Annotated in this window: 6 protein-coding genes; 1 reads left to right on the top strand and 5 read right to left on the bottom strand. The window is 48.8% G+C overall.

Going from position 1 to position 15,004, the window contains the following annotated elements:
• Positions 1 to 13: 13 nt before the first annotated feature.
• The 5 genes from J7619_RS05905 to J7619_RS05885 all read right to left on the bottom strand — a co-directional run bounded on the left by J7619_RS05905 (position 14) and on the right by J7619_RS05885 (position 11,020).
• Positions 14 to 1,258, bottom strand: a complete 1,245-nt coding sequence (locus J7619_RS05905; RefSeq protein ID WP_291195451.1) for a pyridoxal phosphate-dependent aminotransferase — start codon at positions 1,256 to 1,258, stop codon at positions 14 to 16.
• Between the two features lie 164 nt (positions 1,259 to 1,422).
• Complete coding sequence (locus J7619_RS05900) at positions 1,423 to 2,871, bottom strand: SusD/RagB family nutrient-binding outer membrane lipoprotein (protein ID WP_291195448.1); 1,449 nt, start codon at positions 2,869 to 2,871, stop codon at positions 1,423 to 1,425.
• Between the two features lie 29 nt (positions 2,872 to 2,900).
• On the bottom strand, positions 2,901 to 6,119 hold the full coding sequence (locus J7619_RS05895) for a SusC/RagA family TonB-linked outer membrane protein (RefSeq protein ID WP_291195445.1): 3,219 nt from the start codon (positions 6,117 to 6,119) through the stop codon (positions 2,901 to 2,903).
• 204 nt (positions 6,120 to 6,323) lie between these two features.
• A complete protein-coding gene (locus J7619_RS05890) occupies positions 6,324 to 7,760 on the bottom strand; it encodes a SusD/RagB family nutrient-binding outer membrane lipoprotein (RefSeq protein ID WP_291195442.1) in 1,437 nt (478 codons plus the stop codon).
• A 5-nt stretch (positions 7,761 to 7,765) separates the two neighbouring features.
• Entirely contained in the window at positions 7,766 to 11,020 is a 3,255-nt protein-coding gene (locus J7619_RS05885; RefSeq protein ID WP_291195439.1) for a SusC/RagA family TonB-linked outer membrane protein, read from the bottom strand.
• A 777-nt stretch (positions 11,021 to 11,797) separates the two neighbouring features.
• Here J7619_RS05885 and J7619_RS05880 point away from each other — a divergent pair.
• Positions 11,798 to 15,004: a SusC/RagA family TonB-linked outer membrane protein gene (locus tag J7619_RS05880; RefSeq protein WP_291195436.1), complete on the top strand. Its 3,207-nt coding sequence runs from the start codon at positions 11,798 to 11,800 to the stop codon at positions 15,002 to 15,004.

The raw sequence follows: 15,004 nt of genomic DNA, 5'->3' as shown, positions 1-15,004 counted from the left end.
GGTTAAATATTACTTACGCAATCATATCTTCAACTGTACGGGTCGACATAATGCGGCGGTTGGTCAGGAAGAATTCCAGCTTGTCCATCGCCTGGTTCAACTCGTCGACGGTCGGCAGGAACACAATCCGGAAATGCGGATCCAGATGGTAATTGAAGCCCGTTCCGGCGACTACCAGCACTTTCTGGTCGGAAAGCAGCTCATATACAAACTGGTCGTCGGCTTTGAAACCAAACTTTTTCAGGTCGATTTTTGGGAACACGTACAATGATCCTTTCGGCTTCACACAGGTAATGCCCGGAATGGACGTCAGTCTGTCGTAAACGAGGTTCATCTGTTTGTACAACCTGCCTGTCGGTACCACGTGTTCTTTGATACTCTGGTAACCGCCCAGTGCCGTTTGGATCGCATATTGCGTAGGCACATTCGCGCACAGGCGCATGCTTGCGAGCAGGAGCAGGCCTTCCGCGTAAGATTTGGCTTTTTGTTTCGCGCCACTGAGGATCATCCATCCGCCACGGAAACCAGCTGAGCGGTAGTTTTTCGACAGTCCGCCATAAGACACACAGAGCGTGTCGGTAACAAACGAGCCCATCGGATGGTGTACAGCTCCATCATAAAGGATCTTGTCGTAGATCTCGTCCGAGAAAACGATCAGGCCATGCTCTTCCGCAATCCGTGCGATGCGGGCGAGTACTTCTTTATCATACACCGCACCCGTCGGGTTGTTAGGGTTGATGATTACGATCCCTTTGGTACGCGAAGTAATTTTCTTTTCGAGATCATCCAGATCGGGGTTCCAATCAGCCTCTTCGTCACATATATAATGTACTGGTGTGCCGCCGCTGAGCGAAATGGCAGCTGTCCAGAGGGGATAGTCCGGGGAAGGTACGAGTATTTCGTCACCAGGATTGAGCAATGCCTGCATAGAGAGCAGGATCAGCTCGCTCACACCGTTTCCGATGAAAATATCGTTGATTTCAACGTCTTGAATACCAATTGTTTGTGTGTAGTGCATGATCGCCTTACGCGCCGCGAACAAGCCACGAGAATCCGAGTAGCCTTGCGCATTGCGGATGTTCATGATAATGTCGTGGACGATCTCGTCAGGCGAATCGAAACCGAACGGTGCGGGGTTACCGATGTTCAGATTATGGATTTTGTAGCCCTGACTTTCAAGCTCTAACGCTTTTTGGTAGGTAGCACCGCGAATCTCGTATTTGAGATGATTCAGACGGTCACTTTTTAAAAATTCCATTTTTTCAAGAGTTGAATAATTCTCAAAGTTAAAGAAAATCAAATGACGCAACGATACAATGGCATTGTTTTGAAGGTTTTGTGTGGATTTTTCGTAAAAAAAGTTCAGCCACGTGAAGCACGTGGCTGAAAATGTACTATTGGGAAACTTGTAATTTATCATGGTCAGGGTTTGTCCCACCACACTCTCGTGTAATGGTCATCCTTACCCTGGCTACTTATGACGGCCTGGTAGTTATCGTGGTTAATTGTGTTTTCCGTTACGGGGTAGGCGAGGCGACGGGGAATTTCGGTGCCTCCGTTGAGCGTCGTAGCAGCTGGTTTCAGGATAGGAAAACCTGTTCGTCGCCATTCCGACCATGCTTCCGTACCCTGAAAAAAGAGTGCGATCCACCGCTGTGTGCTGATGTGTTCGATGGCGGAATTGGCGGAGTAAGTTACTTCTGGCTGAGCGAGATAGTTTTTCAATGCATTTTCGGTATAGCTGCTGCCCATCCACTGCTGTAATGACGCCTCCACAGCAGATTCGTACAGCATTTTGGCATTTCCATTGGTCCAGCCCAGCGCGGCTGCTTCCGCTTGCGCGAATAGTACCTGTGCATAGGTGATAATGTTTACCGCAGAATTTTGCTGAGAAAGTGCCGTGCCGATTAGGGATAAATCCTGTGCCTTTGCGCCGCCTACCGCATAGGGAACGCCCACATATTCCCCCGAGACGTTCTTGCCTGCCAGAAAAGGAAGCCGCGGATCGGATGTTTTTTTCAAATAGTTGACAAATACGTCGCTCAGCGCGTAATCTTTTCTATTACTCACTACATAATTGGTGTAAACAGGGTTTTCATTGGTCGATTCAGCGAGAAACTTGTATTGAACATTGTCGGCGGCTGAGCTGATAACTCCATCGTCCAATGCTGCCTGAAATTCTTTTTTACCTAAGTCTGGCTTGACTTTCGAAAGTCGCAATGCGGCGATGAGCCGGAGGGAGTTGGCGAATTTCTTCCATTTCGCTGCATTTCCGTTCAAAAGAATATCACCCTGAACCGCTTTGCCTTCGTCGAATTGGCCGGCGGCTTCTTTCCATTCTTTAAACAGGTCCGTGTAGATGGCTTCTTGTTTGTCGAATGCCGGGGTGAAGTCGGCGTCGCCTTTCAATGCTTCGGAATAAGGGATGTCGCCCCACCGGTCGGTGATCCATTGAAAAAAGTAAGCTTTGAGGATTCGCGCGATGGCGATCTGATTGGCATTGGAACCAAATGTGGATGCATTAACCTTGCTTTTTTCGTCGGTGTTAAGCTGGATGATGTGTTGCAGATTAACAAGCGGGCCGGCATACCAGCCATTGTAGTTGAAGTTAATCGTTTTGTACTTCGAATCTTCGATATAAATCACATCTCCGAACTGTTGCACATACATCGCCGGGACGATGTTCGCCCCGCCTGGACCTACCTGCGAGTTGACGATGCCTACGTTGCGCAGTGCGCCGGTAAGCAGGCCGGCTGTACTCGGGGTGGACGGATTGTTGGGGTTAACATTGATATCTCCGAAGTCGCTGCATCCGGACGCCAGCGTAAGGAGGAGAATTGTGATGATAGATAATGCCCGATATTTTTTCATGATGACACGGAATTGAGGTAAATGGGTACTTAAAAACCGACTCTGAGTGTGGCGCCTACGGATCTTACCGGCGGGAGCTGCCCGCCTTCATACCAAAGCGTTTCCGTTTCCGATATATCGATTCCGCCGCCAATGGCACTGTAAATCAGCAACAGGTTGCGGCCGATCAGCGAAACGCTGGCTGACTTTAGATACTTGCCTAAATACCTTTTGGGGATCTTATAGCCCAGCGACAGCTCACGGAGTTTTACGTAGGTTTTGTCGTAAATCCATTCCTCATTGAGCGCGAAAAGCCAGTTTTCGTAGAGATTCTGGGTATCGACCCGGTGCGTGTTCGGCTGGCCGTCTTCCGTGACTGCATCCAGTAATACACCGCCCCCTTTGTCGGGATCGTCGCGCTTGGGGTTACCTAATTCGTTGTTTCCGGCAGTTTCCGCGGCAAGGCCAGATCCTGCGTTGAACATACGGGTTACTGAAAAGAACTTGCCGCCTACTACAAAATCGGTACTGGCTTGCAGTGTGAGCCCTTTGTACTCGAATGCATTGATCATCCCACCTTTGAACTTGGGTAGGACATTGCCCAAATTGACATTGTTTTCTTTTACATATAATCCCGCTTTACCGGCTTTGATGTTTTCAGGAGTGGGGGAGTAGACCACTTTCCGGCCATTCGCATCCTTCTTGATTCCGACGCCTTCCAGCATTCCCCAATCCTGGCCTACACGCGCATTGAGCGTAAGCGCCCGCCATTGCGGGCCGTCAAGGCGATAGTTATTGCTTTGTTCGGTCAGTTCGACCACTTTGGATTGATTTCGGTCGGCATTGATATCCAGCTCCCAAATGAAGGCGCCCGTTTTGACCGGCTGAGCTGAAATGTGAAGTTCAAGCCCTTTGGTGGTAATCAAACCTGCATTAACGACCGCATTGTTATAGCCGCTTGTGGATGCCACCGCCAGGGGGATGATCTGATTGCTGTTGTCGTTTTTGTACGCCGTAAATTCCAATCCAAGGCGGTTACCAAAAAATTGCAGATCGATTCCACCTTCATAGGATGACGACATGCCCGGTTTCAGACTGGAATTGGGGAGGGTGCCGGGGAGCGCCATTGAAGGGTTTGTTCCATAAAATGTTCCGACCGTGTAACTCAACGCAGTCTGATATGGTCCGAGGTCTGTCCCAACCTGCGCGTAACCCGCTCTGAGCTTTCCGAACGTTAAAATCCGATTCGTGGGGACAAATTCCGAGAACACCAGGCTCGTAGATATCGACGGGTACAGATAAGCATTGCTTGATGAGGGGAGTGTCGACGACCAATCGTTTCGTACCGATCCTTCGACAAAAAGAAATTCTCCGTATCCCAGGCTGGCATTCGCAAACAGGCTATTCACTTTCCGCTCAAACAGGTAGTTTGCCGTTGTCGGGCGGTCTTTCGACGCAGCTATATTGTAGTAACCTGGTGTGGTAAGCCCGCCGGCAGTGGCTTGAAGTGTTCCCTCCGTGCGATTGTAGCGTATATTTCCACCGGCATTTACAAGGATCGATATCTTATGGATCTCCTTGTTGAAGCTCACGATGCTCTCATAATTGTTTTCAAGTATAGCTCCTGTCAGATAAGCATATGCACCCAGCCCGCCTGCATTTAACGTTCCTGATGCGACACGTCCGTCCATGAAGTAAGTACCATAGTCGCGGCGGAATTTGCCTGTAATTTTCAGAAAGTCGGCGATGTGATAGGTGACGCCGGCGTCGCCGAAAATGCGTTGCTGACGGTTGACATTCGTGTTTTCGTAGGCTTGCGTGTAAGGGCTATCCCAATATTTAGGCCGGGCATCGGTTGGGCTTCCGATATTCCAGCTTCTGAAAGTGCCGTCTGAATTTTTATAATTTTTGAGGTCTTTGATATCCAACTGGCGCTGAAACCATTGATTGAATGACCCTGTGGTTTGATTGTAACCATTTAGGGTGGAATTGCTGGTGCTGAAAAGGTTCGTCCCCGACCCGGTACCACCCGAGCTGCCATAGCGGTCGGCGGGAGTGTTATCCGTTTTTGTTCCTGTGTAACTTACATTCAGTTCGGCAGTCAGTTTTTTTGCAAAAGTTACCGAGGTTTTCGCGCTGATGTAGTCGCGGAGTTGACGACTGTTCGGGACAATGCCATTGTTGACAATATGGGTGTAGGAAATACGTGAGGAGTAGCTGTCGCCGGCTTTGGAAAACGCGATGTTGGAATTATAGCTGACAGGCTTTTCAAAAAAATCGCGGACATTGTTCGGGTGTGCGATGTACGGCGTTTCCTTCCCGAAACCTTCTCCCGGCTGCCACGAGAAGGCCGATCGGTGCATCGAACCGTCCAGTTTAGGCCCCCAGCTCTCATCCGCGGAATAATCGAGTATCCGTTGTCCTTCAAAAGAAGCCCAGGCGGCGGGATGTATTTTGGGGTCAAATTTGAAAGTCTCCCATTCCTGTGAATAGCCACCGCCATATTCGTTCTGATATTTGGGCAAAAGCGACACCTGGTCCATTGTCATACTATGGTTGAAGGACAGTGAGGTTTCGCCGGTTTTTCCCCTTTTGGTCGTTACTACCACCACACCTGCCGATGCACGGTTCCCGTATAATGCCGTTGCAGAAGGGCCTTTCAAAACGGTCAGGGACTCCACGTCATCCATGTTCACCATGCTGATGTCGGTGGGTGTGCCATCCACTACATACAGAGGGTCGCTGCCCGCCAGCGAGTTGATTCCTCTTATACGAATGCTGGGTGTACCAAACTTCGCGGCGGATTGGCCAAGTACCTGCACACCGGCAATTTTCCCGGCGAGTGCATTACCGATATTCGGGTCGCGGGCGAGCGTGAGTTTGTCGGCTTTGATTTCCTGTACGGCATAGCCGAGTGCTTTCTTCTCGCGGGCAATGCCAAGCGACGTGATGACTATTTCCTGAAGTTGTGTTTCGTCACTGGTCAGGATAACGTCGAGCTTTGTTTGATTTCCAATCGGGACTTCCTTGCTTTTGAAACCAATGAAACTGAAAACAAGGGTAGATCCTGGTTCGGAAGAGATAGCGTATTGGCCGTTGCTGTCAGTAATTGTACCCTTTGTAGTGTTCTTCAAGGATATATTGACACCAGGAAGTGCAGATCCGTCTTCGGCAGTAACCTTGCCGGTCAGTTCGCGCGTTTGTGCGTAGGCGTTGTTGAAAAAGAGCACGAGCATACCGGCTCCGATCATGAGTAGCAGTGATTTCATCAAAGTCAGGTTTGTAGGTGGAAGGGTTTTCGAAAACCTTATGACTCTGAATTTACAATGACTAGAAGCGCATATTCGGAATGCATCCAGCGTCCGGCCGGGTTGAGCTTTTAATCGGTATAATATCCTCCAAGAGATTATGATTGTTACAAAAAAAGAAAGGTGGACCGAAGCCCACCTTTCCACGTATCGCTGGTTTGGATATCAGAACTTATCCCACCACAATTTGGTCGATGCAAGGTCGCCGCCGATAGCGCTTGCCGCTGCTTCGCGGTTAGCACCGTTGAGGGTTTGCTCCACGATCGGGTAGATCATGCGCACTGGGATCGCCAGACCGGCCGGTACGTTTCCACCTGACGGAGGAGACAATTTAGGGTAGTCGAGTCTTCTCCATTCAACCCATGATTCCCAGCCTCTGTTGTAGAGCGCAATCCATTTCTGGAAACCGATTTTCTCCTTCCAGGTCGGGGCAGCCGTTGCATAGGCCACTTTCGGTTGCGCCAGGTATGCTGTCGCCTCCGCTGCAGTACCGCCCCAGTAAGTGATTGACGCAGTAACAGCCTTGTTATAGTGGTCAGCCGCCGAGCCTGCGATGAAACCTCTTTCAACAGCCTCCGCAAGCAGGAATTCTACCTCCGAGTAGTCGAGTAGAAGACCTTCGAAAGCAGGATCGATGATCTTGTCGCTCACGTGTGAGAATGCTGAATAGGTATTCAGAAAACCGTACTGTCCACCTACGTATTTATCGTTGATCGTTGTAAAGAAGAAAGGTCTTCTTGGGTCGCTCAGCTCGTTCATTGGGGTCACGATGGTTGCCGAAGGAATGAAGTCCTGACGACTCGTGTAAAGCGAGTTCATATTTTGAGCGACCGGGTTATAGTTCGGCGGCGTGGAAATGTAAGGGAAAGCTGCTTTATCGGCATTGCTGGTAAATACCTTCGGAGCTGCTTCGGCTACCAGCTTTTTAGCTTTGTCCGGGTCGCTGTCGGCGATGATCATCGCCAGTTTCAGTTTTAGCGAGTTGCCGAATTTTACCCATTTCGGAATATTGCCTTTGTACAGCAGGTCACCACCACCGAAAGGCGTTCCTTTCGATTCGAGCTTTGGCAACGCTGCGTCCAGACGAACCAGGAGCGCATCATAGATGGTTTTCGCATCATCGTATTTAGGCAGCGGGTTTTCCGGATTCATCGCCTCAGAATAAGGGATGTTACCGAAAGTGTTTACCAATGCAGCCCAGGTCAGTATCTCCACGATTTCGATCTGCGCAAGCTGCACGTCCTTGCTAGGTTGTGACAGAAGGGCATCTGCGTTGATAAGTCTTCTCGACTCATTCAAATCAGAAATGACACCTTTGTATAATCCGCGCCAGAATGATTCCGGAATGATCCGGGCAGTAACATTATAACGAGGTTCGTCCAGGTAAGTGGTGGTCGTCCACTGTTGAACATACAAACGGTAGTTGTTTACATTGACGTTCGGGCTGGTAAGTGTATCGGCCAGGCCTTTCAATGCATTCGAGAACAGGGTAACAGGCGGTGCCGTAGAAGGGCGCTTGGTATCCACATTATAATCGTCCAGGCTGTCGACGCACGACGTCAGCATCAGGAACGGGAGGAAAAGTATGAGTAATTTTTTCATATCGCTTAGAAACGGAATTTAACATTGAAACCATAGTTTCTTACAGCCGGGTAAGCACCGCTTTGGTAACCGCCCGCACCATTCAGCAAACCTGAACCAAGACCTTCTTCCGGATCCTGGAACTCCATGTTTTTGTGAATGATCCAAAGGTTACGGCCGATTACTGAGATGTCGATCTCTTTGAATGCACGCAGTTTGCTTACGATCGCCTGTGGAAGCGCGTAGGTCAATGCTACCTCTCTCAATTTGATGTAGCTCGCGTCGTAGATGTACATTGCACGCGGTGGGTTACCTGGGTAGCCGTATGCGGTAGCACCGTTTCCGTCTACGTTCGCAGCACGTACCGTATTAGGTGTTCCGTCGGCTTGTACACCTGGGAACAATACGCCGCCGCCTTGTGCAACAGGAGATCTTTTTGGATTGCCCAACTCGTTCAAACCAGCGGTGATCGGGTAAAGACCGGTTCCTTCACCATACCATTGATCCAATGACCATACATCGCCACCGTGACGGATGTCAAGCAGGAAACTCAATGACAATGTTTTGTATTTCAATGTGTTGCTTACGCCGCCGATCCAGTCCGGGTTAGGGTTACCGATGATTTCGGAAGAGCTGGCGGTTGCCGCATAAATACCGTTGCTTTTAACCACCTTCTGGCCGGTTCCTTCGTGGTAAACGAAGTTCGTTCCACGGATCACACCAAATGGCTGTCCTTCGGCAGCGTTGATGGAAACGCCTCCCTGAAGACTTGCGATCTGTACGTTGGTTACTTTGGTAGCGCCTTCACCGTACAGACTGATTACTTTGTTGCGGTTTCTCGCAAAGTTCACATTCAAGGTCCACGAGAAGTCCTGAACTTTGATTGGCGTTACATAGGCAGAGATTTCAATACCCTTGTTCTGTACTTCACCAGAGTTTACATAACGGAACGCGTAACCAGTTGCAGCGGTAATCGATACAGGTAGGATCTGATCGAGGGTCGACGAGCGGTAGTAAGTAAAGTTGAAACCTACGCGGTCGTTCAGGAATGCACTTTCAAGACCAAATTCGTAGTTTTTGGTTCTTTCCGGTTTCAGATCCGGGTTGTTTTTGGTATTTCTCAGCGTGAAGTAAGGAATGTTGCCGAGGCCTGTTGGCTTGTCGTAAACGTCCAATGTACTTCCCCATGGCGCATCGTTACCTACTTCCGCATAGTTGGCGCTCAGTTTCGCCATGGTCAACCAGCCAAGTCTTTTAAGACCTTCCAGGTTCGAGATGTTGAAGTTCGCACCGATAGCCGGGTAGAAATAAGTGTTGTTGTTTTTGCTGAGGGTGGTCGATTTGTCCTGTCTTGCGGTCAGGTCAAGGTTTACGAGGTCTTTGTAACCAAATGACGCCTGTGCATAAAGACCATCCACACCGATTCTTCTGTATGTTTCAGTCGGTGCTTCGATCGGGTTAGCCGAGTTCGAAAGAGAGAACAGGCCCGGAACGACCATACCGCCATTCGTTTGTGCGCGGATCGAGTTTTCTGTCGAACGACGCATGCTTCCACCTGCCAAACCGGAGAAGTTGATGTCCTTGGTAATGGCTTTGCGGAAGTTGAAGATCACATCCAGGTTGGTTTCGTTGAAACCTCTGTTGAAGCGCTTGTACTGTGCAGGATCGGAGCTGCCGAATGCGATGCGCTCTTCCTGCATATCCTGTGTTCCGTTATAGGCGAAACGCGTTGTCAGGTCAATCCAGGGAGCGATTTTATAAACCGCTGCGGCGTAGCCGAAGAAGTTGTCACGCGAGTCGTTCGAGTAGTTCTGGTAACGTGCGAAGTATGGGTTTTCCGAGTAAATCGGACCGTTGTCGTCGAAAGGAGCGGTTGGATCTCCCCAGTTCCAGGTTACATCCTGTTTGTTTCTGAAATAGGCCGCTTTCTGTTCGAGAAGGTCAACGTTGGTTTGGAACCACTGTCTGAACTGCTGGTTAGGGTTTTTGCCATCGTAACCTGTACCGTAACGTCCCATACCTTTCACTTGTGAGTAGTTGGCGTTTGCAGAGATCGTCAGTTTCTTGGTCAGGTCAAATGAAGCCGAGAAGTTGAAAAGGTTTTTACCCAGTTTACTGTTTGGAAGAACACCTTTTTCGTCGCTACGGGTATAACCTACTTTAAATGTGGTGTTTTCGCCACCGCCCAGGATGCTCACGCTCTGGTTGGATGTTACGGCTGTTTCGAAGAACGCGTCAGGACCGTTTTTAGCGGCGACCCACGGAGTCATTTTGCCAAAAGTGGGCGATGAAGGGTCAATAGCATCCCATTGGTAAACCATTCTGTTTGGATCGAACTTAGCGCCGAAAGAGGCATCCGCGTCAAATACGGCAATATCGCCTTCGCCTGAGCCCAGGTTGCCGCGGTAGAACTGGTCCTTAGCGCCATCGCCGCCATAACCCGCACCATATTCTTTCTGATATTTCACATAAGTGGTTTTGTCGATCTTGCCCCAGGTAACACCGCTGTTCACGGTTACGTCGAAGCTGTTTTTACGACCTTGCTTGGTGGTAACGAGGATTACCCCGTTGGAAGCACGCGAACCGTAAAGTGCGGTAGCCGCAGCACCTTTCAATACGTTGACGGACGCAATGTTGTCCGGGTTGATATCGGAAGCGGCATTACCGTAGTCCGTACCGGCGCGACCGGTCTGCTGATCGGTAGAGTTGGTGTTGGCATTGGTAACTGGCACACCGTCGATTACCCACAATGCCTGGTTGTTACCGGTAATGGACTTGTAACCGCGGATGATCGCGCTGGTCGAACCGCCCATGTTGTTGTTGGTTTTGATATCAAGACCGGCGATTTTACCTGCGAGCGCGTTCATTACGTTCGGGTTACGCGCCTGTACGATCTGCTCATTGTTGATCTGCTGGGCCGCGTAGACGAGCTCATTTCTTTTACGCTCTTGTCCAAGGGCCGTTACTACAACCTCCTGAAGCTGGCTGACATCGCTTTTTAGCGTTACGTTGATGACGGACTGGTTCCCAACGATCACTTCCTGTGTTTGAAAACCGATAAAACTAAAAACAAGTGTAGCACCGGTTGAGGAGGTAATTGTGTACTGGCCCTGGCTATCGGTGGTGGTACCGCGAGTAGTACCTTTCAAAGAAATGTTAACACCCGGAAGTGTCGAGCCATCGTCCGCGGTGACCTTGCCGGTCACGGCGAGATCTTGGGCGTGAAGCTGCGACAGAAATAGCAGCAAACACCCCATTAAGGAGCATAAAGTCTTCCTCATAAATTAAGTTTAAAGTTAGGTTTGTTATGTAAACATACTGTTGCAAAAATAACTATTAGTTTAACCAGTACAACCTTTTCATTGCGAAATTTCAAAATTTACTTTGGCTGGACTGTGCGATATGGAGAATTTTCTATGTAGAAGTAGCGATTTTTTGCAATTTTTTCAAATATGTGAAATTTTCAAAAAACGGCTTGATTTTAACTAAATGTTAACAATAGATGTCTTTTTTTGAGGAATTTACATTTATTGGGAAAAACATGCCCGATGGTGAAAATGCAAGCACCTGAATTACGGTACCCGTATACGCGATGTGATTGAAGAATGAATCTAAATAAAGCGATTCTGAAAAAGAGCGTGCATTAAGAATGCCCGCCTATCGAGGAATTTTTGATAAATATTTGCATTATTTTAATATTGTTTGTAGCTTAATATAAATTTTCAAGCCCCAAAAAAGGTCATTTCTGACCTGAAAAATACACCCTCCACAGTAAGCTAACTTTTAGTAAATATTTGAATTGTTTGAAAATCATCTAAGGAAAGGAAGGAGGCGTTGCAATTTTGATTGCTAATACGCAGAAAGCATGAAGTTCTAACAAATACGTTTATGGAGGCAATTTCTCCGTTCCTGCTAACAAACTGACAATGAAACCCAGTTTATGCCAAATTATATTCTGGGCATTGATTTGCAGGGCATTGTAATTGATTGAAACAAGAATTAGTTTTGTAACCTTGACGCAATTAATATCCTATTTAAACAAACTTTAAATCCTTTGTATGAGAAAGACTCTACTGTTTCTATTCTTAGGGTGCTTATTGATTCCTGGCTGGCAGGCTTTCGCCCAGGATAAACAAGTATCGGGAGTTGTAACCGCCGACGACGGAAGCGTACTCCCCGGTGTAAACATCACCCTGAAAGGTACAACCAGAGGTATCACCACCGATATCGACGGAAAGTACACCATTACAGCCCCCTCTTCCGGAACACTCGTGTTTTCATTTGTGGGTTATCTCAGTCAGAGCATCGTGGTCGGTTCCAAATCTACGATTAATGTAACGCTCGCGGCAGATGCTCAACAATTAGGCGAGGTGGTTGTAACTGCACTCGGTATTTCGCGCGAACGTAAATCGCTCGGTTACAGTACCGCCACCATTGCCAATACGTCCATTACAGAAGCCCGTAACACCAGCCCGCTCGATGCGCTTAACGCGCGCGTGCCCGGTCTGTCTGTTAATACCGCGTCAGGAGCACCGGGAGCGTCGACCGTCCTGAACATTCGTGGTTTCAACTCTGTGACCGGTAATAACCAGCCATTGTTTGTGATTGACGGTGTGCCGATGAACAACCGCGGTAACACTTCTTCAACCAATGCGCAAAACGGCAACGATGACTTCAACCGTTCGATGGACTTCGGTAACCAGATGAACGATATCAACCCTAACGAGATCGAAAGCATTACCGTACTGAAAGGTATTTCGGCATCCGCATTGTACGGTAGCCGCGCAGCCAACGGTGCGATCCTGATTACGACCAAAAGAGGTAAATCAGGCAAGACTCAGGTTGACATTTCATCCTCTTTTGCGAGATCACAGGTATTGCGCGTTCCACACCTGCAAAACACCTATGGACAGGGATGGAGCGGCTTGTTCGACCGCATTGAAAACGGTTCATGGGGACCACGACTCGATGGCAAAACACGCCTCTGGGGCAACGTTGTGGATAACTCCCAAATGCTGAAACCTTTCTCGGCGCAGGAAGACAACCTGAAAGATTTCTTCGACAAAGGTTACGAATGGAACAACAGCATTGCGGTATCCGGTGGTACTGAAACAGCCAACTATCGCGTAGCATATTCCAATGCGACAGCTGACGGGGTAGTTCCGAGCAATGCCGACTCTTACAAGCGTAATACACTAAGCCTGAATGGTGGTTTGAAGCTGGATAAGTTCTCGGTGAACTCCAACATCAACTACGTTCACAAAAATCAGAAAGCGGTTGCTACCGGGCAGGGCGATGACGCAGGCGGCGGTAAGGTGGTATGGCAGGAGATCATCCAGATCCCGCGCGACCACTCGATCGTTGATTCGAAAGCATTGCTGGATCCTAACAGCCCTTACTACAAGTTCATGACGTTGGATAACTATTTTACACCATACGCTCAGAACCCGTACTGGACATTGTACAACCAGGGTAACAACTACGACGAAGACCGCATTTTCGGTAACATCGAATTCGGTTACCAGTTGCTGAAAAACCTGGATGTGAAATATAGAGTGGGTGGTGACTACTCCGATGCATTCCAGAAAGACTGGGGTAACGTCGGTAAAATCTCTGACAGCGCTCCTAACAGCACAGCTAACGACGTTTTCGGAGGGGTTTCGCAACTGGCACGTCAGAACCGTCAGTTCAACAGCGACCTGATCTTCAATTTCAAACATAATTTCGGGTCGCGTTTCGATGTGCAGGCATTCCTGGGCCATAACCTCAATGAAAGAACTGCGCAAACCAACTTTGCGAAAGTTACCAACCTCGACCTTCCTGGGTTTTACAGCCTTTCCAACAGCTCTGTGACACCTACCACGTTCGCTACTACAAGCAAACGTCGGCTCGTAGGTGTTTACGGTCAGGCTACATTCGGTTTCGACAACTGGTTGTACCTCACGGTGGGTGCTCGTAACGACTGGACCAGTACGCTGCCAAAAGGCAAAAATTCTTACTTCTATCCAAGCGCCAGCATCAGTGCGGTGTTGTCGGATGTATTCAAATTGCCGGCGGAAATTCCTTTCGTGAAAGTACGTTTTGCAGCAGCATCGGCGGGCAACGATGCCGATCCTTATCAGGTATATTCAGTTTATGTGCCGGGTTCTGTTCGCGCAGGTGGTTTTGGTAATATCAACTTCCCCTTCGGCGGCCTGAATGCTTACGAGGTTTCAAACAACCTTGGAAACCAAAATCTGAAACCGGAGATTTCAACCGAATACGAAGGTGGTCTTGAACTGGGCTTCTTCGGAAGACGCATCGGACTCGACCTGAGCTATTATAACAAGCTGACCAAAAACCAGATTATCAGCCTTGCTCTTGAACCTGCAACAGGTGCCACAACCCAGACGGTCAACCTGGGTAGCGTGAGAAACAAAGGGGTTGAACTTGCATTGAATTTGATACCGGTTCGCACGGAGAAACTGGAATGGGGTGTTACCGTGAACTACAACAAGATTTGGAACGAGGTAGAATCACTCGGCCTGGAAGGTGGTTCAGGAAACATCCTGCTCAACAGCAGCTACAACGTGAAACTGCGTGCCGTAGTAGGCAAGCCGCTGGGCGCAATTTACTCACCGGATGTGCTGCGTGACCCAAGCGGAAACATCGTCGTGAACCCGACAAACGGATTGCCGCTTGTTAGCTCCGAAGAAACGTACAGAGGTTCGATCAACCCGAATTATACTTTGGGGGTTTCGACTTACCTGGATTATAAAGGATTCAAATTCAGCGCGAATGGCGACTATCGTAATGGTGGGGTATTCTACTCTTACACCGCCCGTCTGAATTACTTCAACGGAAACGCTTACATGTCACAATACAACGACCGTGAGCCGTTTGTTGTACCGGGTTCTGTTGTAAAAGTAGGCGAAGACAGCTACGCACCTAACACCACTCCGGTGTCACGTGCTGACGTATTCACTTACTATGGCGGATCGACCTCGGCGAACGAATACAACCACGTGTTGCCGAAGACATTCTTCAAACTGAGAAACGTGTCACTCACTTATTCAATACCTAAGAAGGCGTTGACAAAACTGCCGGTAAGAGGTGCATCTGTGGGTGTGTTTGGTCGTAACCTCGTACTGTGGACGCCCAAAGCCAATCACGTTGTTGACCCGGAAGCCAATACGTTTGGAACCAGCCTGAAAAACCTTTATGGTGAATTTGCGGCGGGTCCATCTACTGCAACGTATGGTGTTCAGTTAAATCTATCATTCTAA

This window comes from Dyadobacter sp. (assembly GCF_017744695.1).
Classification (GTDB): Bacteria; Bacteroidota; Bacteroidia; order Cytophagales; family Spirosomataceae; genus Dyadobacter.
Note: the sequence above shows the minus strand (reverse complement) of the source record. Positions and strands in the feature narration are given on the sequence as shown.

Bases quoted from the DNA above. Each gene is read 5' to 3' on its own strand.
- J7619_RS05905 (WP_291195451.1), bottom strand. From the start codon at position 1,258: ATGGAATTTTTAAAAAGTGACCGTCTGAATCATCTCAAATACGAGATT.
- J7619_RS05900 (WP_291195448.1), bottom strand. From the start codon at position 2,871: ATGAAAAAATATCGGGCATTATCTATCATCACAATTCTCCTCCTTACG.
- J7619_RS05895 (WP_291195445.1), bottom strand. From the start codon at position 6,119: ATGAAATCACTGCTACTCATGATCGGAGCCGGTATGCTCGTGCTCTTT.
- J7619_RS05890 (WP_291195442.1), bottom strand. From the start codon at position 7,760: ATGAAAAAATTACTCATACTTTTCCTCCCGTTCCTGATGCTGACGTCG.
- J7619_RS05885 (WP_291195439.1), bottom strand. From the start codon at position 11,020: ATGAGGAAGACTTTATGCTCCTTAATGGGGTGTTTGCTGCTATTTCTG.
- J7619_RS05880 (WP_291195436.1), top strand. From the start codon at position 11,798: ATGAGAAAGACTCTACTGTTTCTATTCTTAGGGTGCTTATTGATTCCT.